The organism is Dehalococcoidia bacterium (assembly GCA_040902535.1).
In the GTDB taxonomy this organism is placed as follows: domain Bacteria; phylum Chloroflexota; class Dehalococcoidia; order DSTF01; family JACRBR01; genus JBBDXD01.
This window is the reverse complement of sequence record JBBDXD010000001.1, coordinates 164864-185280: the sequence shown is the minus strand read 5'-3', so window position 1 is coordinate 185280 and position 20417 is coordinate 164864. Positions and strand designations below refer to the sequence as shown.

The window sequence follows — 20417 nt, the reverse complement described above, 5'->3', positions numbered from 1 at the left end:
ATGACTCACAGCACAGACGCGCAGGCGGCGGTGCGGCCGTTGCGCATCGCCATGCTCGGCATGCGCGGCGTCCCCGCGAACTACGGCGGTCTCGAGACCGTCGCTGAGGAGGTCGGCGCGCGCATGGTCGAGCGCGGACACCGCGTGACAGCGTACTGCCGCGCGCACAACTCCGCGACCGGCGCCGTCGTACACCGGGGCATGCGGCGCGTGCTGCTCCCGTCGATCCGCGAAAAGCACGTCGATACGCCGAGCCACACAGCGCTGTCCGGCGTACACGCGCTGTTTCACCGCTCCGACGTTGTGCACGTCTTTGGCGTCGGCAACGCACCGTGGCTGCCGCTGCTGCGCCTGGCTGGCAAAGGCACCGTCATCTCCGTCGACGGCATGGACTGGCGACGCCGCAAGTGGGGCCGCATCGCGAAGTCGCTTCTTGAGCGGTCGTCGCTGTTCGCGATCCGTGCATCGGGCGCCTGTATCACCGACTCGCGCGAGGTCGCGCGCTACTATCGAGAGAAGTTCGGCCGCGAGCCGGTCTACATCGCGCACGGCGTCGACACGCGCGAGGTTGATGGACGCGCCGCACTCGACACCTATGGGCTGCGCGGCGGCGGCTACGTGTTGTTCGTCGGGCGGATCACGCCGGAGAAGGGCGTGCATCACCTGATCGACGCCTTCGCCGGAGTGGAGGCAGACATGCAGTGCGTCATCGTGGGCGATGGCTCCGGCGACGCTTCGTACTGGCGCTCGCTGGAAGGGCGCGCAGCGAAGGACGCACGCGTGCGACTGCTCGGCCCGGTCTACGGCGAGGCCACGCGCGAGCTGTTCGCGCACGCGTACGCCTACGTGCAGCCGTCGGAGATCGAAGGCACCGCGCTGTCGCTCGTCGAAGCGATGGGCTACGGGAACTGCGTGCTCGTCAGCAACATCGCGGAGAATCTCGAGACGGTCGGCGAAGCGGGCCTGAGCTTCGAGATCGGGCGCCCGGTGGAGTCGCTGCGTGAGCGCCTGTGCGAACTCATTGCGTCGCCGGCGCTCGTCGAGGAGCGGCGCGCTGCGTCGCTGGCGTACGCGAAGCGCGAGTACTCGTGGGAGCACGTCGCGGACGCGCACGAGGCGTTGTATTACAAGGTCGCGGGAAAGTAGACGGGGCTACCGGATGCGGTGAGTGCGATCATTGAATACACTCATCGAATATCGAGCGCTTGTGCTGGTATTACGCGCGGGCTTTCAGCCCGCGCTCGTGGTCAAGCGGCCGCCAGCGCTCGTGGTAAGTGACGGTCGATACGTGGCAGTCGACGGCGATCACTCGCGCTTCCGCCGCACGACCGCCTCCTGCGCCATGGATGCGACCTGCAGGCCGCCGTGGGTGTAGAACGCGCGATACGACAGCGCGCGTGCCGAGTATGCGACGGGGCTCTCTGTGGTCATGAGGATCCAGCCGTCCCAGAAGATCGGGTGGTGGAGCCAGAACGCGTGGTCCAGGCTCGCCGAGGCGCGCCACTCCATGCCCTCGTCGCCGTAGCGGCGCTCGATCGCCGAGAACGATCCTGCGTCGCTAGCGAAGACGAGCGCAGCGGCGTGCAACACCGGGTCCGCCGGCAAGGGATGTCGCATGCGCGCCCATTCTCGCACGAGCGGCCGCTCGCCCGGCTTCGCGATGTAGTCCGGAGGCTCGCACAGCCGCCACTCGATCGGGCCGTACGGCCACATGGTGCCGTCTTCCATCGGAAACTGCTCGCGGGCATCGACGAGCGTCTCCGGGTCGGGCGCGTCCGGCATCGGATCCTGATGCGCGATGCCCTCTTCCTGGTGGGCGAAGCTCGTCGTCACATCGCAGATCGCGTCGCCGCCCTGGCGCACGAGCACGCGTCGCGCCTTGAACGTGCGGCCATCGCGCACGCGCTCGACGTGATACTCCACCGGCACGTCGAAGCGGCCGCCGCGCAGGAAGTAGGCGTGCAGCGAGTGCATCGACGCGTCTTCGACCGTGCGCCCGGCTGCGATCGTCGCCTGCGCGAGCACGATGCCTCCGAAGAGCCGGTGCTGGTCTTCGTGCTCGCGTTTGCTCTCGCTGGTGAAGACGTCGTTCCCCGACGGACGCACGTCTAGCATGCGCACGAAGTCCGCGACGGTCTCCTGCGGCGTCTGTTCTTCCCTGGTCGTGGTCATTGGTTAAAGACCGGCTGCCTCTTCTCCATGAACGCCGTCACGGCCTCGCGGTGGTCGGGCTCTGTTTGCCGTTCGCGGATCGAATAGCTTTCGAGCGACACGACCTTGCGCAGATCTGTCTCATTCACGTTCGAGTGTAGCAAGCGCTTCGCCGCCCAGATCGCCTCGTGCGGATTGGCGGCGATCTCTTCGGCGAGCTTCATCACTTCGGGCATCAGCTGGTCGGGCGGCACGATGCGGTCGACGAGCCGCCGCTGCAGCGCTTCGTCCGCATCGATGATGCGACCAGTGAGGGTGAGGTACAGCGCGTTCGGCAATCCGGCGACGAGGGGCAGGTAGCGCGAACTGCCGCACTCCGGCGTGAGGCCGACCTTCACGAACCGCGCCGAGAACCGCGCCTCCGTCGACGCGATGCGGATGTCGCACGCCATCGTCATGGTCAGCCCGACGCCCACGGACACGCCGTTGATCGCGGCGATCACGGGCTTGCCGTGCGTCAGCGCGATCGGCACCTCGGGGCTGCCACCTTCCAGCAGCATCTTCGAGGGGCGCTTCGGCGCTTCCCCGCGCAGTCCGCGGTCCCAGCCGCCGATGTCGGCGCCGGCGCAGAACCCGCGACCGGCACCGGTGATGACGACGCAGCCGATGGCCGGATCAGCCGCCGCCTGGCGCGTCGCGTCGATCACTTCGTTCTCCATGATCTGCGTCCAGGCGTTGAGCTTTTCGGGGCGGTTCAGCGTGATGAGCAGGACGCCGCCGCGCGGTTCGTAGAGGATGTGCTGGTAGTCAGGCATAATGGCTCCTCGTGTGCGTCCGGGGTGCCCCGCACTCCGCGGACGGATGCAACAGCGCGTGGAATCGGACACCATTATGTGGCCTGTGGCCGGTACGGCCCACCGACACCGTCTTTAGAATCTGCGCAGCAGGGGTGACTACCATGACGAACACCGCCTCAGTGAGCGACCTTGCGGAGATCGCTGCGGGCTTCGCCGCCCGCGACGCCGCCGCGCCGGACGTCTACCCCGCCGAGAACATCGCTGACATCAAGCGGTCGGGCGTGCTGATCGCGCCGTTTCCGGAGCATCTCGGAGGCGCAGGCGCTTCGCTGCTCGATGCTGTGCGGATGACGGAGACCGTCGCAAAGCAGTCGCCATCGACGGCGCTGATGCTCTCGATGCCGCTGGGGCTTGCGAGCGTCTACGGGGCGCCTCTTGAAGCGATTCCGGAGCAGCATCGAGGCCTGTGGAACGAGCAGTCCGAGGCGATTGCCGCCGAGTACCGCGCCGGCAAGTGGTACGCCGCCTGCAACTCCGAGAAGGGCGCGGGCGGGTCGCTTGCCGCGACGAAGACGACCGCGCGGCTGGTCGGTGGAACGTGGCGCGTCAGCGGTGACAAGATCCTCGCGACGACGGGGAAGTACGCGGATTACTTCTTTTCATCGGCAAAAGTGACGCAGGACGACCTGCCCGGCGGCGGCGTCGTCGAGATGTTCTACGTGAAGACGGACGCGCCCGGCGTCGCGATCGCCGCCGACTGGGACGGCTTCGGCATGCGCTCGACGGAAAGCCAGAGCGTGCGGTACGACGATGCGCCGGCCGACGGCATGCTCGGTTATCCCGACTTCCTCGAACACGCGGCGCCGTCAACCGCGTGGTACTGCCTGTTTGCGGCGGTCCCGCTGGGTTGCGCCGCGTCGATCCTGGCGCAGGTCGCGAATCCCGTGCCGCAGTCACCAGCGCTGCGGCTGCGCCTCGCCGACGCGCAGATGCGCCTCGAAGCGCTGACGGCGTACCTGCACGAGACGGCGGTGCTGCGCGGCGAGACGCTGGAGCCGCGCTCGCTGAGCATGCGCGTGATCCGCGCGAAGACGTATGTCACGCAGGAATCGACGAAGCTTTGCGCGGAGCTGTTTGCGTTGAGCGGTGGACGCAACTACAGCCGCACCTCGCCGGTCGCGCGCGCGCTCGCCGATTCGTTCGCCGGCACGGCGCTGCGGCCGCCGCTCGCGCTGGCGTTGGATATGCTCGTCGAGAACTTCGCCATCTAGGAAGCGAAGCGGAGCGGGCGGAGTACAACGGCAGCCCGGGGCGTATAATCAACCGTGCCCGAACAGAAGCCCCGGCTCATTCTCGTCGATGGTCACAGCCTCATCTATCGCTCCTTCATGGTCTTCCAGGGGAGCCAGTCATCGAGGGCTGTGGAGTTCTCCGTGCGCCGCACGGGCGAGATCACGACGGCGGTCTACGGCTTCACGAGCACGTTCCTGAGCATCCTCAACGACCTCGAGCCTTCGCACGTGCTGATGTGCCTCGATGCGCCAGGGAAGACGAAGCGCGCCGAGAAGGACGCCAGCTACAAAGCGACGCGCGCCGCAATGCCCGATGAGTTGCGCCAGCAGATTACGCGGATCCGTCAGGTCATCGATGCGTTCGAGATGCCGGTGTTCGAAGCGCCGGGCTACGAGGCCGACGATCTCGTCGGCACGCTGGCGCGCCAGGCGAAGGCTGGCGGCATCCCCGTGACGATCGTCACGCTGGACACGGACTTGCTCCAGCTCGTCGAGCCCGGGGTCGACGTGTACCTGTACCGGCCGTACGTGAAGGGGCAGGCGGCGATTACGTACGGCGTCGAAGCCGTCCGCGAGCGCTACGGGCTGGGGCCGGAGCAGATTCCCGACTACAAGGGGCTCAAGGGCGACCCGTCAGACAACATTCCCGGCGTGCCCGGTGTCGGCGACAAGACGGCGACGAAGCTTCTCCAGCAGTTCGAAACCGTCGAAGGCATCTACGACCGCATCGACGAAGTCATGCCCGAGAAGATGCGACAGAAATTGCGCGAGAACGAAGGCGCAGCGCGCCTGAGCAAGGACCTCGCGACGATCGACCGCGAAGTGCCGGTGACGCTCGAGCTCGACGCAGCGCGGCTGCAGGTCTTCGACCGGACGGAGGTCGAGAAGCTGTTCGCCGAACTCGAGTTTCGCTCGCTCATCGAGCGTATCCCGGCGGGGCTCGGCGCCACCAAGACGCCGCCGCCGCCGGCGTTCGAAGGCGAGCGCGACTTTCGCACGGTAGCGTCGGAGAAGGACCTGAAGGCGCTCGTCAAGGAGATCCAGGCGTCGGGGCGGATAGCCGTCCATGTCGAGAACACCGACACGAACGGCATGCGCGGCGTGCTCGTCGGCATCTCCGTGGCAACGGCGCCCGGCAAGGCGTCGTACATTCCCATCGGTCATAACCTCGGGCTGGGAGATGCGCCGCAACTCGTTGAAGCGACGGTGCTCGACGCGCTGCGGCCTGTGCTTGAAGACGCGGCCATCCAGAAGATCACGCACAACGGTCATTTCGACTTCCTGGTGCTCGCGAACCACGGCGTCACGATGCGCGGCATGCGCTTCGACACGAGGATCGCGTCGTACCTGCTGGGGTACGCGAACATGTCGATCCAGTCGCTGGCCGCGGAGCGTCTCGACATGCGCATTTCCGCGCTGATCGAGCTGATCGGCAAGAACGGGAAGAACCAGATCACGATGTCCGGCGTGGCGATCGACGCGGCGTGCGAATTCTGCTGCGTGCAGGCCGACGCGCAGATCCGTGCGTCGGAGATCCTCGATGGCGAACTCCGGGCGCGTAACCTCTGGCCGCTCTTCGATGACGTGGAGATGCCGTTGATGGCGGTGCTGGCGCGGATGGAGTTGTTGGGCGTCGCCGTCGAGCCGAATCAGCTCGTCGACATGTCGCGCGAGATGCAGGCCGAGCTGCAGGGCATCGAGCGTGAGATCTACGCCGTCGTCGGGCACGAGTTCAACATCGGATCGCCGCAGCAGCTCTCGCAGATCCTGTTCGAGGAGCTGGCGCTGCCGAAGACGCGCCGCACGAAGCTCGGCTACACGACCGACGCGACGGCGATGGATACGCTGCGCGGGCTGCACCCGGTGGTCGACCTGATTATGCGCTATCGCGGCGTCTCGAAGCTCAAATCGACGTACGTGGACGCGCTGCCGGGCCTCATTCATCCGAAGACGAACCGCATCCACAGCACGTTCAACCAGGTGACCGCCGCCACAGGGCGCCTGTCGTCGAACGACCCGAATTTGCAGAACATCCCCGTACGCACGGGCTACGGCAACAAGATCCGGCGCGCGTTCATCGCCCGGGATATCGGCAAGGAGCCGATGCTGCTCGCCGCGGACTACTCGCAGATCGAACTGCGCATCATGGCGCATCTGAGCCAGGATCCGGCGCTGATCGAAGCGTTCGTCCAGGACGAAGACATTCACGCTGCCACGGCGTCGAGCGTGTTCGACGTGCCGCTCGACGAGGTGACATCGGAGATGCGGCGCCGCGCGAAGGTATTCAACTTCGGCGTGCTGTACGGATTGAGCGAATATGGCCTCTCGACGAAGGAGCGCATTCCCCGCGAAGAGGCGGCGACGTTCATCCGCCGCTACTTCGAGAAGTACGAGAAGGTGCGTGCGTGGCGCGACGGCGCGATCGAAAGTTGCCGCACGCTGGGTTACGCCGAGACGATGATGGGGCGCCGCCGGTATATACCGGAGATCAAATCGCCGAACTACCAGATCAGGTCTTCGGGCGAACGAATGGCGATCAACATGCCCGTGCAGGGCACGGCGAGCGACATCATCAAGGTCGCCATGAACCGCATCGACGAGGAGCTAATGGAGCGTGACTTGCAGTCGCGGATGACCCTGCAGGTCCACGACGAGTTGATCTTCGAAGGTCCGCGCGCCGAACTGGACGCGGTGAGAGACATCGCGCTGCGCGTCATGCCGAAGTCGCTCGACCTCGTGGTGCCGCTGAAGATCGACATCAAGACGGGCAAGAACTGGGGCGAACTGGAAGTCGCGAAGGGTCCGCTCGTCTCGGACGAAGAGGCCGCACTGGAGTTCGCCGAAGCCGGCGGCTGATGCTCCCCTAAACCCACCTGTGCTTGACGGTTTGTGCTCTCCTCACCGGATGGATGAGGATTGCAACGCCTCGCCGCGGAATCCAAGGTACGCGCAATTGAGCAGCTTCACACTGATAGTGTCGCAACGGGCGATGGGAGGGTATCGGTGCAATCCTCGCTGGCAGCCATCATTGTACTTCTGGGCGCCGCCGTCATGGGGCCGGCTGGCGCGGATCGCGCGTGGGCGCAGAGCGCGCCACCGGATAATTTCGTCTCGGGCATCGACTGCCCCGGAGACACCGGCGCACAGGCACGCTTCCGAATACCCGGGACCGACGATCTTCGGCTGAAGTTCGGGGCGGTGCCGGACGCGATCTGGATCGATATTTCGCTCTTCAACAACAACTTCGCGCCGGGCACATTCCTGGGCATGGGGCCGTTCGTGCCGGAGGTCGGACTCACGACGCAGGTGCCGCGATGGTGGAACCTGATCCCGGCAGAGACGCACTACTTTCGGCTGAACGCGCGCTTCGGCAACGAATGGCGCGAAGTGGGACGCGGCAGCTTCGAGACGCCGAACTGCCAGTTCATCGGTGAGTACGCCTGCTTCGGTGACGGCACGTCGCAGGTCACCTTCCGCCTGGCACCCGCGTTTCTTACGCCCGATCGGCCTGTGCAGCAGCAGTGGATCGATCTGACGCTATTCGCGAGCCCGCGCAACCCGTTGCTCGACAACGGATTTCCACCGGGCACGTTCATCGGCGCCGGTCCATTCCCGCCGTCAGGCACCGTCTTCGAATGGCGCGGCATCGTGCCGGCGCGACGGCACTTCTACCGCGTGAACCTGCTCCATGGCGGGCCGCCGCTCATTGGCGCCGCGGATCAATGGGAGCCGTTCTTCAGCGGGTCGTTCGTGTCGCTTGACTGCAGGGATCTGCCGCGACTTCAGCCGCCGGACGTATGACGATCGGCGTCGATGTCGCGACCGGAATCTAACTCAAGATCCCCGGCGGCGAATCCATCACCTTGTCGGCGATGACGGCCACCATGTAGCCCGTGAAGAGCAGCACGCCGGTGAGCAGGTGCAACTGCACGTTGTGCCCCATGGTTGCCATGAGGTCGTACGGGCGGTTGTAGTGGGCGCGGATGCCGTCGTAGACCTTGAAGGCGAGCGGCAGCGCCAGCAACGCGATGAGCGTCGGGCGCGGCAGATAGCCCGTCGCCGCCCCGATCGCGACGACCGCAAATGCCGAAAGCGCCGCCACGAGGAAGCCCTGCGTGACGAGCGCCTGTCCCATGCGCACGGGCAACGTCCGCTTCCCCACCTTCGCATCGCTGTGGCGGTCCGGGATCTCGTTCACGTACAGGATCAGCGCGATCAGGATCGCGACCGGGACCGACGCGACGAACGCCTCACCCGATAGATGCTGCGCCTGCACGACGTAGGCGCCGAGCACCATGACCGGCCCGAAGCCGAGCGCCGTGGTGAGTTCGCCGAGGCCATGATGCACGAGCCGGAAGGGCGGCGCCGTGTAGAAGACGCTCAGGAATACGCCCGCTACGCCGATGACGAACAGTTCGACCGACGCGCGGTTGATCACCAGGAAGATGCCGATGCTTATGGCGACCGCGTACGCGACGAGCGAGATCGTGCTCATCTGCCGCAGCGTGACGAGGCCGCGCTGGATCACGCGCGAGCCGCCGCTGAACTGCGTCGGCGAGACGTTTGCTTCGTCGGCGCCGGACATGGCGTCGAAGACGTCGTTGGCGACGTTCAGTCCGATGTGTACGGCCATGCCGCCGATGAGCGTGAGCGCGGCGAGCCACCAGCTGAAGTGCCCGTGGTATGCCGCGACGGCGATGCCGAGCAGGATGGGCACGATCGTCGCGGTCAGGAACGGCAACCGCGTCGCCACGAGGAACGTCCAGAACCGCGAGAGTTGCGGCTTCACCGGCGCGCCGCGCTCGAGCGACAGCTTGCTCATGTACTCCATCGCGACGGGGTTTGAGCGCTCGACGTATTCGAAGAACGGCGTCTCCTGCTCGTCCCAACCCCACGCCCGCTCGGGCTTGAGCGTGAAGCCCTTGTCACCTTCGGCAAGCGTGCCCCAGAGGCAGATGTAGCGGCGCTGGTCGTAGCCGGTGCCGGGTTGCGGGCGGACGTGGCTGACGGTGACGTTGACCTGGCGGTCGGTCGGCAGCGGCAAGCCTGTGCGCGCGATGCGCACTTCCAATGCGTCGGCGTCGGCCTCAAACGAAGCTGCCGTTTGCGTCGGGTAGCCATCGTCGCCGACCCACGACACGACGACGTGGGGATATGTTGCGAGCTTGTCGAAGAGCGCACGGTCGATCTTCATCAGGCGGCCTCCCTCGCGGCGGCGGCGAGCGGGACGTGCGTGACGTCTCCGTCGGGCCACCAGAGTGCGCGCACCGGAGTGATTTCGATGATCGAGCGTTCGAAGAAGAGCGGCAGGGCGAATCGCTTGCTCAGGAAGAAGTCGATGGCAGGCTCCTTGGCGCGCCAGAGCGGCAGCACCTGCTCCCACGTCGTGTGCGGATCATCTTCGATGATCCGGGCGTCGCCCTGCACGCAGCACCGCGATGCGAGGCCACCCGCTGACACGGGATCGCTGATCGCCAGGCTGACGCGAGCGTCGCGCTTGATGTGGTCGAGCTTGCGCGAAAACGACACGCTCGAGGTCATGTACACGCGGTCGCCATCCCACAGCGGCAACAGCGGGTGCGTCACCGGCTCGCCGTGCTTGCCGACGACGGTGAACTCGCAGACGAGCGCGCTGCGCAGCAGATCCTTGACCTCGACCGGGAGCCAATCCATGCGTTTCCTCCGAGCCGGCGCGCTCGCAGGCGTGGGGCGAGCAGCGCTGATCTGGGCGCGATCCGTCTCAGAACAAGTGTCCCGCCGTCCGCAGAATCCCACTCTATTGTGGATGACGTCCGCGCTTAGGAGAACGATCAGATGCGCGGCATATGCAGCCGCCGGATACGAACTTCGCGCTATCCTGCATCGCATGCCTGAACTTCCCGAAGTCGAAACTGTCCGGCGTGATCTGGAACAGCGCGTGATCGGGCGCAGCGTCACGTCGTGTTTTGTGGCGCCCGACACGCCGCAACTTGTGCAGCTCGTGCCGGCATTGGAGTTCTGCAGGCAGCTCACGGGGCGGCGGATCGCCGGGTTGCGGCGGCGCGGCAAGTACCTGATCGTCGATCTCGATGACGGGCGCGCCTGGGTGATCCACCGTCGCATGTCCGGCAACATCCTGTATCGCCGCCCCGTCGATCCGCCCGACGACTACGTACGCGCCGTCTTCGGACTAGACGACGGACACGAGCTGCGGTGGACCGACCTGCGGAAGTTCGGCACGATGTGGCTCGTCGAAGATGCGACGATGGTGATGGAGACGCTCGGGCCGGAGCCGCTCGAGGCGGAGTTTACGCCGGCGGTGCTGCGCCAGCGCGCGGGAAGGCGGAAAGCGCCGATCAAGTCGGTCATCCTCGACCAGACGGTACTCGCCGGCATGGGCAATCTCTATACAGACGAAGCGTTGCACTACGCGAAGATCCATCCTTTGCGTCCGGCCAATCGGCTCAGCGCCGGCGACTACGCGCGCCTCCACGCCGGCATCATCGATGCGCTGCGCATGGGCATCGAAGGGCGCGGCAGTTCGCTCGGTACGACGCTGCGCGACCACGTGAACCTCGATGGCGACCCGGGACGCAACCAGGAGACCGTGAAGGCGTACGGCCGCGAGGGCGAGCCGTGCCTGAACGAGTGCGGCGGCGTGATGCGGCGCCTCAAGGTCGGCGGTCGCAGCAGTGTGTATTGTCCGAACTGCCAGCGCGCGCCGAGGGCGCGCCGTGCAACGAAGCTCGCGAACGCGGCCGCGAGCGGGGGCGCGCGCCGCAAGACAGGGAAACCTCGGACCGTCGCGCTGCGAGGCGCCGCACGCGGGGCGCCGATCTAGAATGCGGCGTAGGTGGCGGCTCGGACAGCGTGGTGCGCTCGCGATTGCGGGACTGGGGGCATTCGCTTGTGCGGCGTGCGGCGTCTTCGCTGAGCAGCCCGTCATCGCGGCGCCGACGCCGGCGGTCCAGCCGAACGTCCTGCAGAACGCCGGCTTCGAGCAAGGCGCCGATCCGTGGTTCGCCGCATCGCCGGACCGGCAGTTTCGCGTCACCAATCTCAAACCCGGGACGGGGACGCTGAGCCTGCGGCTGGAACTGCCGGCTGGCGATGCGGCGCCCGGGCCGAGGATCGCCGGCGCGACGCAGCGCATCGTCAGTGATACGTTCCCGGAGTTCGTCTCGGGCTATTACTACGTCGATAGCTGGGAGTCGCCGGGGATGTCGCCGTACGTAGAGTTCGTCGTATCGATCCGCGGCGGCGGGCATCCGGACGGCAGTGAACTCCACGAAGTGCATTTCATGCTCGGAGGCGCGGCACGGGAGCCGTTCACGTCGCCGACGGAGGCGTTCGTCTTCCTGAGCCGAGATGAACCTTCGACGGGGCAATGGACGTACTTCTCCTATCCCGTGCCGGAGGCGATCCGGTCGCGGCTGGGTTGGGATCCCATCGGCTGGGAGTACCTCGAGCTTTCGCTGGCAGTGCGGGATCGGGAGGGCGCCGCGGACGGTGCGGCGGTAGCCGATGTCTATTTCGATGACCTGTACCTGGGTCCGCAGCTCTTCAATCCGAATAGGCCCGAAGATGATTGACGGGCGCTTGCCGAATTCCTGACCCGATAGCTAAACTTTTCGCATATATTAGGCTCGTTGGAGGATCGACGACATTGCCCACGTACGCGTATCTCTGCGAAAGCTGCGGCGACCAGTACGAAAAGCGCGAGACGTTCAGCGCCCCGGCGCGCCAGAAGTGCCCCAAGTGCGGCAAGGCGGCGCAGCGCGTGCTTTTTGCGCCGCCCATCGTGTTCAAGGGGAGCGGCTTCTACAAGACGGACAGCCGCGGCTCCGGCTCAGACGACACGTCCACGCCGGCACCGACGCCCGCAGCCGCTGATGGCCACGGACACAAGCATGGCGCCGGCGGCCATAGCCACGACGCCGCCCCCGCCGCCCCTGCAACCCCCGCTTCGACGGAGTCCACATCTACCGACACCGCGACAGAAGGCGCCGCGGCGGGCTGATTGCGCATCGTCCTGCAGCGCGTGCGGCGCGCCAGCGTCCGGTTCGACGGTGAGACCGCGGGCGAGATCGGCGTCGGGCTGCTGATACTCGTGGGGGCGGCGGCCGGCGACGATGAGGCGACGGCGCGCCGTCTGGCGAAAAAGTGTGCGGAGATGCGCATCTTCGGGAACCAGGAGGGCCGCTTCGCCGCGTCGCTGCTGGACATAAGCGGCGAGGCGTTGGTCGTGTCCCAGTTCACACTCCTCGCCGATACGCGGAAGGGACGGAGGCCGAGCTTCACGGGCGCGGCGCCGTCGGGAGTCGCCGAGGCGCTGATCGCAGCGTTCGTGAATGAACTCGAAGCGCTGGGCCTGCGCGTCGCGACGGGCAGCTTCGGCGCCATGATGGACGTTGAGCTGGTCAACGATGGCCCGGTGACAATCGTCGTGGACAGCGCGGAGCTGGATCGACCGCGTCGGAGCTAGGGCTTCGGCAGCACCAGGCACGAACCGGCGCCGCATGCGTCCATCACGCGGTCGGCCGTTTGCATCGGCGTCATGTCGCTGGTATCGATCGTGCAACCCGCGAAGTTCGGCGCGTCGCTGAACATCGGGTAGACACGCCGGAACATCTCCTCTGCGCCTGTGATGCGCTTTTCGCGCTGGGCGGCTCGCCGCACTGCCACATCGAGCGCGGGCAGCAGCAGGGCGAAATGGACGGGGACGCCCGCCTTCTCCAGTTCTTCCAAATACACGGGGAGGTGAGCGGGCCCGATCACGCCGTCGATGAAGACGGCATAGCCCTCCTGGGCGAATGCAGTGGCCGCTCGCGCCGCTGCCCGGCTCACCATCATATTCTGGCGCGATGAATCCGTGTGCCATGGCCGCACAAAGCCCATGCGGATCCAACCGTAGGCGTCGTCGGTCTCCAGATGTACGGTGCGGTCATAGCGCTCGCACAGTGCTTCGCAGACGGTGCTCTTGCCGCTGGCCGGCGGGCCGGACACAATCACAATCTGTGCCATCAGACCGTCGAGATATCGAGGCTGATGTCGAGTGCGGGTGCGGAGTGCGTGAGGCGTCCGATCGAGATAAAGTCGACACCCGTGCGCGCGATCTCCGCGACGTTCGCGAGGGTGATACCGCCCGATGCCTCGACCTGCGCGCGGCCGTCGATAACGCGGAGGGCGGCACGGATCGCTTCGACGTCCATGTTGTCGAGCAGGATGACGTCTGCGCCGCCCTCCAAAGCCTGTGCGACCTGCTCGTCGTCGGTGCATTCGATCTCGATGCGCAGGGTGTGGGGCGCCGACTTGCGGACTTGCCGCACGATGTCGCCGAGGTGCGGGGTGCCGTCCTGCTTCGACGCTTCGATGTGGTTGTCCTTGATCAGGATGCCGTCGGCGAGCGCGAAGCGGTGGTTGCGGCCCCCGCCGGCGCGCACGGCGTAGCGTTCGAGCACGCGCAACCCGGGCGTCGTCTTGCGGGTGTCGAGAATCACAGCGTTCGTGTCTTGCACGGCATCGACGAAGTCGCGTGTCAGCGTGGCGATGCCCGAAAGCCGCTGCAGAAAGTTCAAGGCGACGCGCTCGCACGCCAGGATCGCCGCAAGCTGGCCTTCAACCTCGGCGATAGTCGTCCCGGCAATCACCTGGTGGCCTTCTGCGACGAGCGTGTCGAAGGAGACATCCTCGTCGAGCGCGGTCATGGCAGCGGCCGCGACGGGCAGGCCGGCGATCACGCCCGCGGTCTTGGCGATGAACGCGCCTCGCCCCCACTGGCCGGGCGCAAGGACCGCGGCGGTCGTGACGTCGTTGTGCGCGGCATCCTCTTCGAGCGCGGCGAGGACGGCTTCATCGATGACGTGCGGCGGCAGCGGTGCTCCCTGGATCATCCGTCAGATCCTGCGCCGGAAGGCGATGTGGCGGCGCCATGCATCGACGGGCTCGGGGTAGTCCGTGCGGCAGTGGGCGCCGCGGCTCTCTTCGCGCAGCAGGGAGGCTTCGGCCATGAGCCGCCCGGCGAGCAGCATGTTTGCCAGCTCGTGCGACAGGCGATCGAGGGGCTGCGGAAGCGCCGCGCGCCACGCCGCAAGCTGTCGTGTCGCGTGACGCAATCCTTCGCCGTCGCGCACGATCCCTACGTTGTCCCACATCAGTGCCTGCAGTGATGGGCGATCCGGATGCGACCCGCTTTCGTTCGCGAAGCGGGGCAACTCGCGCGCGTCGGCGGTCAGCTCAGCGGCAGCGCCGGTTGTATCGAGCGTGCGCTGCACGATGCGCTTGGCAAAGACGACGGTTTCGAGGAGCGAGTTGCTGGCGAGACGGTTGGCGCCGTGCACGCCGGTGCAGGCGACCTCGCCGCAGGCGTAGAGGCCCGGGAGCGTCGTTTCGCCCCAGGTGTTCGTGCGGACGCCGCCCATGATGTAGTGCGCGGCCGGCGACACCGGGATCGGCTCCCGGGTCATGTCCAGGCCGTGGTCGAGACAGTACTTGTAGATCTGGGGAAAACGCGCCGTAATCCGTTCCGCCGGCAGGTGCGTGATGTCGAGGTACACGCGATCCGATGCCGTGTGCGTCATTTCGCTCACGATCGCTCGCGCGACGACGTCGCGAGGAGCGAGTTCAGCGTCTGCGTGATAGCGCGGCATAAATCGCTCGCCGACGGCGTTCGCGAGCACGCCACCCTCGCCACGCACCGCCTCTGTGATGAGGAAGATGGGCACGCCTGGCAGGCGCAGCGCGGTGGGGTGGAACTGGATGAACTCCATGTCCTGCACCTCGGCGCCGGCGCGATAGGCGAGCGCGACGCCGTCACCCGTGGCGATCTCCGGGTTGGTGCTGACGCGGAATAACTGGCCGATACCGCCCGTCGCAAGAACGATCGCGCCGGCATCGAAGCGCTCGTTGGCGTTCGTCCGCGTGTCGAGTGCGAGCACACCGCTCGCGCGGCCGTTCTCGACGACGATCTCTTCGACCTGGACGTACTCCTTGATCGTGATGTGCGACATCTTCGCGAGGCCGCTGAGCGAGATCTCGATGTGGGCGCCGGTGGAGTCGCCGCCTGCGTGCAGGATGCGGCGGCGGCTATGCGCCGCTTCGCGGCCGAGTGCGACTTCGCCGTCGGTGCTGTCGAAGGGGACGCCGAAGGTCACGAGGTCGCTGATGCGGTCTGCGGCGGCTTCGACGAGGATGCGCGCCGCCTCTTCGTCCACCAGTCCGGCACCGGCTTCGATGGTGTCGCGCAGGTGAAGGCCGGCGTTGTCGTCGGTGCCGACGGCGGCGGCGATGCCACCCTGCGCGTACTTCGTATTGCACTCGTCGATGCTGCCCTTGGTGAGCACGCAGACGCTGCCGTGCTGCCGCGCGAGCAGGGCGGCATAGAGTCCCGCGATCCCTGACCCGACGACGATGTAATCGAACCGCTGCAGCATGGATGACCCCGAATGCGCCTGAGTTAGTGTCACTCTTACACTAACTCAGACGCCGGATGTGGTCAACGCCGGCAGGGCGGACGCCGCTATGCGATATGTTGCCCCAGCGCCGCTGGTCAGCGCTCACTCCACCGTCACTGTTTTCGCCAGGTTGCGTGGCTGGTCGACGTCGCAGCCGCGACGCAGGGCGATGTGGTACGACAGCAACTGCATCGGGATGGCGGTGAGCAGCGGGTAGAGCAGCGGCGTCGTGCGCGGCATCTCGAGCGCGTATTCGCACTTCGAGGCAATTTCGGTATCACCTTTGCTGACGATGCCGACGACGATGCCGTCGCGGGCGCGCACCTGCTCGATATTCGAGAGCATCTTCTCGCGCGTGCCATCATCAACAGCAATCGCGACGATGGGCATGTTGCGGTCGATGAGCGCGATCGGGCCATGCTTCATCTCCCCTGCCGGATAGCCCTCGGCGTGGATGTAGCTGACTTCCTTGAGCTTCAGCGCGCCCTCCATCGCCATCGGGTACTGGAGTCCGCGGGCGAGGAACAGGAAGTCATCGTGGCGGAACAGCCGGTGCGCGATCTTCTCGATCTCGGGGTCCAGCTTGAGGACGTCACCGACGAGGTTCGGGATCGTCGCCAGGTCGTTGATCAGCTCGCCGGCGCGTTCGGCATCGAGCGCGCCACGGGCCATGCCGACGCGAATCGCCAGCAGGTAGAGCGCGGTGATGGACGCCACGAGCGTCTTGGTGCTGGCGACGGCAACTTCGGGGCCGCAGCGCGTCAGGACGAAGCCGTCGGCGACGCGTGTCGTCTGGGCGCCCGGAGTATTGCAGACCGTAAGCTGAGGAGCGCCATGACGGCCGGCGTCGGACATCGCCTCCAGCGTGTCCACCGTCTCACCGGACTGCGCGACTGACACGACGAGCGTGCGCCCGTCGACGAGCGCGTCGCGATAGCGGAACTCCGAGGAGTTGTCGACTTCCGACGGGATGCAGGCGATCCGCTCGAAGTACGTGCGGCCGACCATCGCCGCGTGCATGCTCGTGCCCATGCCGATGAGCATCACGCGCTCGACCGAGCGCAGCACGTCGTCGCTGATGGCCACGTCTTCGAGGTCGACGCCCGGCGGATCAAAGATGGCGCGCCCGCGAAGCGTATCCATGATGCACTGCGGCTGCTCCATGATCTCCTTGAGCATGAAGTGCTTGAATGCGCCCTTTGCGGCCGAGACGGCGTCAAACGGCACGACTTGCGGCTGCTTCTCGATCGGCGCGCCGTCGAACGAGACGTACCGTACGCCGGAAGCCGCGACGCACGCGATCTCTCCGTCTGACAGAAATGCGACGCGCTGGGTTTCGGGCAAAAGCGCGGTGAGGTCGCTGGAGACGAACATCTCACCCTCGCCGTAACCCACGACCACGCCACCCGCGTTGCCACAGCGGGCCGCGAACAGTGTGCCCGGCTCGCGCCGCGACATGACGACGATCGCGTGCGCGCCATCGATGCGCGCGATGGTGCGCCGTAGCGCCGTTAGGAGATCGTCTCCTTCGTCGAGATAGCGTTCGATGAGGTGCGGCAACACTTCCGTGTCAGTCTCCGAGCGCAGATGATGCGCGCTCAGTTCGTTGCGCAGCGCGAGGTAATTTTCGACGATGCCGTTGTGAATGACGACGACGTCTCCGGCGCAATCGAGGTGGGGGTGCGCGTTGTCCGTCGTCGGCTTTCCGTGCGTCGCCCAGCGGGTGTGACCGATGCCGGCGGCGCCGGCGGGATACGCGCCCTCGAGGGCGGCACGGAGCGTCGAAAGCTTGCCGGCGCCCTTTGCGACGTGGATCTCACCGCCGTCAAGCAGGGCGATGCCCGCGCTATCGTAGCCGCGGTACTCGAGGCGTTGCAGCCCATCGAGCAGCAGCGGCGCGGCGTCCCGTTCGCCGGTATATCCGATGATCCCGCACATCTAGGCCACCTCCGAGCAGGTCAACCATAGGCGTGAAGGGATTGCCCAGGCATCGAGCGAGTGCGGCGTGGCGTAACGATTCCGTTCGTGTGGCAATGCAGACTCCTTGCTTGGGTCGCGATCGGCACGATCGCGCCTGTGCTCGCGAGGCGAGGCATCGAGCGGGTATCACGGTCTGCGGAGGGGGAGCGAAGCCTCGACGGAGGCTTGCACGCTGGCCGGTCTTTGTCGGGCGCTCGCGCGCCGCGTTTTGCTCCGTCCATGACGACTGTGCTGCCGAGAGGCCATCCGCCGAGTCTTTCGATGAGCCTCTGCCTCGTCGTCCGCGCTCGCGTCTCTAATCCGGCCGTGCCGGGCGATCCTGCGAAGCGGACCTGGCGCTGTGTTGATTACGCTCCTACCTCGCCGCTGCCGGCGCACCTCCTTCGTTCAGGGCCGCATAGTCGACCCAGGCCTTACCGTTCGTGGCCGCCGCGGTTTCGGCGCCCGACACGGGCGATTCTAACGGTTCTGACACGATTTGCAAGACCGCGCGCAGAGACGACGCGAACCCGATCGGCAGGCCGAGGCTGCGCTGCAGTTGGTCAGGCGTGCCGTCGTCGAGGAATCGGTTCGCGGTGTAGTCCAGCGCGTAGCGCGGCATCACGACGAGGTCGCCGAGGTCGCGGCCGCGCAACTGGCGCTCAATGTCCTCCGCGACGAGCAGCCCGGACACGTTCACGCGCGGACCAAAGAACGTGTTCTCAAGCGCGTGTACCGTGACTTCGATGCCGGTGGCGGCGGCGAATTCGCGCGCGATCCGGCGGAGCGTGGGTGCGATGAGCGTCGCGCAGACGAGGCTGACGCGATCGACCGCATAGCGCTGCTTAGCCCCAGCGCCGATCGATCGGCGCGTCTTCCTCCAGTCTTCGATCAGAGAGCGCGCCATGCCGATGCCATTTTCGAACTGTGGGAAGCCGTCGTAGTGCGCGACGCCGGGAGGCTCGCCGCCGTCGAGCAGGTAGTATTCGTCGGCGAGATACACGAGCGTCTTGCCCAGTTCCTTGCGGAACCGGCGCTGACAGGGTTCGACCTGCGCCTTTACGCGCCGTGCGTGCTCCACGTTCACTTCTTCGACTTCATCGGCGTGGTGTTGGCGCTCGATGCGTTCCTCGGCGTACGTCGTCGCGCCGACAGGCACGATCGAGACGTTCTGCACGGCCGGATGCAGCGATGTCAGGTCGTTGATCGTGCGGTCGAGTGCGTCGCCGTCGTTGACGCCGGGGCAGAGCACGACCTGCGTGTTGGCCTGAATGCCGATCGCGTCGAGGCGGCGCAACTGCTCGCAAATATCTGGCGCGGTCTTGTTGCCCAGCATGTAGCGTCGAAGCTCCGGCTCGGTGGCGTGCACCGAGACGTTGATCGGTGACAGCCGTTGCTCTTCGAGGCGCGCCCAGTCTTGCTCGCTGAGGTTCGTCAGCGTGACGAAGTTGCCGTGGAAGAAGCTCAGCCGGTAGTCGTCGTCCTTGACGTAGAGCGTCTTGCGCAACCCCTTCGGATTGCCCTTGAGGAAGCAGAAGAAGCAACTGTTGTTGCACGTGCGGACACCATCGAACGCGGCGTCCTGGAACTCGATGCCGAGATCTTCATCGATGAACTTCTCGACTTCTATGACCTCGGGCTCGCCGGCGCGGACGACTTCCAGCTCGATGGTGTCTTCCGCGGCATAGAACTGGAAGTCGACGGCGTCGCGCAGCGCGCGTCCGTCGATCGCCGTGATGCGGTCGCCTCGCTGCAGGCCTATTTCGTCGGCGAGGCTGCCCACGCGCACCGCGTCGATCACGCCACCTTCGTTGGGGCGGCGGCTGCTCGGCCTGCGTCGTACTTCGGTCATCGGCCGCGCGCCAGGTTCAAGATTGGTACGTCAGGAGACATAGAGATCAGTTCGGGGCCAGGGCGTGGAGGCGCTCTACGACCTCATCGATCACCACGTCGGGGGTCGATGCTCCCGCCGCAACGCCGACGTTCTCGTGACCGGCGAGCCATGCACGGTCGATCTCGTCTGCGGATTCGACGTGGTACGTCTCGATCCCGCGTTCGCGGGCGACTTCCGCGAGATGGCGCGTGTTCGCGCTCTCCCTGCCGCCGACTACGATCATCAGGTCGACCTGACCGGTCAACTCTTCCGTGGCGGCTTGCTGACTCGTCGTCGCGTTGCAGAGCGTGTTGATGACGCGCAGTTCGCTGATATGGTCGATATGCGCCGTCAGCAACTTGTGCACGAACGCGGCGAAGTGCGCTTCCGTCTCCGTGGTCTGTGAGAGCACTCCGACGCGGGACGGCATCCACGCGGGCAGGGGTGCGTCCAGTTCGTCGGCGCTGCGCATCGTGACGACCTTGCCGTTCGCCCAGCCGAGGATGCCGCGCACTTCCTTATGGTTCGGGTCGCCGAAGACGATGACGCCGAAGCCCTCGTCGGTGAGCTTCTTCGCCCACTGCTGAGCGCGCGTGACGATCGGGCAGGTGGTATCGACAATCTGCGCTCCGCGCGCCTCGAGCGCGCTGAGGACCGTGGGGCCGACGCCGTGCGCCGTGATGGCGACTGGACGCGCGTCGATCTCGTCGATCGTGGCGATGACGTCGACGCCACGCTCGCGCAGCTTGCCGACGACCTGCGGGTTATGCACGGTCGAGCCGAGGCTCGTAATGGGCCCGAGTTCGCCCGCGGCGTGCTCCATCATGTCGACGGCGCGTCGCACGCCCATGCAGAACCCGAGTTCTTTGGCTTTGATGACCTGCATGTCCTCAACCTGACACGCGAGCACGGC

The 20417-nt window shown here is 66.3% G+C and carries 18 protein-coding genes; 8 read left to right on the top strand and 10 right to left on the bottom strand.

The annotated features are described in order from the left end of the window. A complete protein-coding gene (locus WEB52_00860; protein MEX2224978.1) occupies positions 1-1146 on the top strand; it encodes a glycosyltransferase family 4 protein in 1146 nt (381 codons plus the stop codon). A 159-nt stretch (positions 1147-1305) separates the two neighbouring features. Here the strand turns inward: WEB52_00860 and WEB52_00855 are convergent, their stop codons facing one another. Together WEB52_00855 and WEB52_00850 are read right to left on the bottom strand one after the other, a co-directional pair. Next, entirely contained in the window at positions 1306-2172 is an 867-nt protein-coding gene (locus WEB52_00855) for an acyl-CoA thioesterase domain-containing protein (GenBank protein MEX2224977.1), read from the bottom strand. Continuing rightward, on the bottom strand, positions 2169-2966 hold the full coding sequence (locus WEB52_00850; GenBank protein MEX2224976.1) for an enoyl-CoA hydratase-related protein: 798 nt from the start codon (positions 2964-2966) through the stop codon (positions 2169-2171). The genes WEB52_00855 and WEB52_00850 overlap by 4 nt, the downstream gene beginning before the upstream one ends. 143 nt (positions 2967-3109) lie before the next feature. Here WEB52_00850 and WEB52_00845 point away from each other — a divergent pair, with 143 nt between their 5' ends. The 3 genes from WEB52_00845 (at position 3110) to WEB52_00835 (ending at position 8041) form a co-directional block, all read left to right on the top strand. Further along, complete coding sequence (locus tag WEB52_00845) at positions 3110-4219, top strand: acyl-CoA dehydrogenase family protein (GenBank protein MEX2224975.1); 1110 nt, start codon at positions 3110-3112, stop codon at positions 4217-4219. A 54-nt stretch (positions 4220-4273) separates the two neighbouring features. Then, positions 4274-7096, top strand: coding sequence for a DNA polymerase I (gene polA / locus WEB52_00840; protein ID MEX2224974.1), 2823 nt, complete (start codon positions 4274-4276; stop codon positions 7094-7096). A gap of 147 nt (positions 7097-7243) precedes the next feature. Continuing rightward, on the top strand, positions 7244-8041 hold the full coding sequence (locus tag WEB52_00835; protein ID MEX2224973.1) for a hypothetical protein: 798 nt from the start codon (positions 7244-7246) through the stop codon (positions 8039-8041). Positions 8042-8069: 28 nt separating this feature from the next. Here WEB52_00835 and WEB52_00830 read toward each other — a convergent pair whose 3' ends face one another. Both WEB52_00830 and WEB52_00825 read right to left on the bottom strand, forming a co-directional pair. Then, on the bottom strand, positions 8070-9434 hold the full coding sequence (locus WEB52_00830; GenBank protein MEX2224972.1) for a prenyltransferase: 1365 nt from the start codon (positions 9432-9434) through the stop codon (positions 8070-8072). After that, positions 9434-9913, bottom strand: coding sequence for a pyridoxamine 5'-phosphate oxidase family protein (locus WEB52_00825; GenBank protein MEX2224971.1), 480 nt, complete (start codon positions 9911-9913; stop codon positions 9434-9436). Before WEB52_00825 ends, WEB52_00830 begins: the two co-directional genes overlap by 1 nt. 193 nt (positions 9914-10106) lie before the next feature. Here WEB52_00825 and mutM point away from each other — a divergent pair, with 193 nt between their 5' ends. The 4 genes from mutM to dtd all read left to right on the top strand — a co-directional run bounded on the left by mutM (position 10107) and on the right by dtd (position 12704). Further along, on the top strand, positions 10107-11060 hold the full coding sequence (gene mutM / locus WEB52_00820; GenBank protein ID MEX2224970.1) for a bifunctional DNA-formamidopyrimidine glycosylase/DNA-(apurinic or apyrimidinic site) lyase: 954 nt from the start codon (positions 10107-10109) through the stop codon (positions 11058-11060). Position 11061: 1 nt separating this feature from the next. Then, a complete protein-coding gene (locus WEB52_00815; protein ID MEX2224969.1) occupies positions 11062-11811 on the top strand; it encodes a hypothetical protein in 750 nt (249 codons plus the stop codon). 74 nt (positions 11812-11885) lie between these two features. Continuing rightward, the gene (locus WEB52_00810; GenBank protein MEX2224968.1) at positions 11886-12239 is read left to right on the top strand and encodes an FmdB family zinc ribbon protein; all 354 of its coding nucleotides are present in this window, start codon (positions 11886-11888) and stop codon (positions 12237-12239) included. After that, a complete protein-coding gene (dtd, locus tag WEB52_00805; protein ID MEX2224967.1) occupies positions 12240-12704 on the top strand; it encodes a D-aminoacyl-tRNA deacylase in 465 nt (154 codons plus the stop codon). On the opposite strand, the gene WEB52_00800 is transcribed toward dtd, so the two are convergent. The 6 genes from WEB52_00800 to ispH all read right to left on the bottom strand — a co-directional run bounded on the left by WEB52_00800 (position 12701) and on the right by ispH (position 20390). Next, positions 12701-13243, bottom strand: coding sequence for an AAA family ATPase (locus tag WEB52_00800; GenBank protein ID MEX2224966.1), 543 nt, complete (start codon positions 13241-13243; stop codon positions 12701-12703). The genes dtd and WEB52_00800 overlap by 4 nt on opposite strands. Next, complete coding sequence (gene nadC, locus WEB52_00795; GenBank protein ID MEX2224965.1) at positions 13243-14112, bottom strand: carboxylating nicotinate-nucleotide diphosphorylase; 870 nt, start codon at positions 14110-14112, stop codon at positions 13243-13245. Before nadC ends, WEB52_00800 begins: the two co-directional genes overlap by 1 nt. A gap of 3 nt (positions 14113-14115) precedes the next feature. Then, positions 14116-15651 carry an L-aspartate oxidase gene (locus WEB52_00790; protein MEX2224964.1) on the bottom strand — a complete coding sequence of 512 codons (1536 nt, stop codon included), beginning with the start codon at positions 15649-15651 and terminating at the stop codon, positions 14116-14118. 123 nt (positions 15652-15774) lie between these two features. Further along, on the bottom strand, positions 15775-17610 hold the full coding sequence (gene glmS, locus WEB52_00785) for a glutamine--fructose-6-phosphate transaminase (isomerizing) (protein MEX2224963.1): 1836 nt from the start codon (positions 17608-17610) through the stop codon (positions 15775-15777). Positions 17611-18007: 397 nt separating this feature from the next. Continuing rightward, positions 18008-19483 carry a DUF512 domain-containing protein gene (locus WEB52_00780; protein ID MEX2224962.1) on the bottom strand — a complete coding sequence of 492 codons (1476 nt, stop codon included), beginning with the start codon at positions 19481-19483 and terminating at the stop codon, positions 18008-18010. 46 nt (positions 19484-19529) lie between these two features. Further along, on the bottom strand, positions 19530-20390 hold the full coding sequence (gene ispH, locus WEB52_00775) for a 4-hydroxy-3-methylbut-2-enyl diphosphate reductase (protein ID MEX2224961.1): 861 nt from the start codon (positions 20388-20390) through the stop codon (positions 19530-19532). Between the last annotated feature and the right edge of the window lie 27 nt (positions 20391-20417).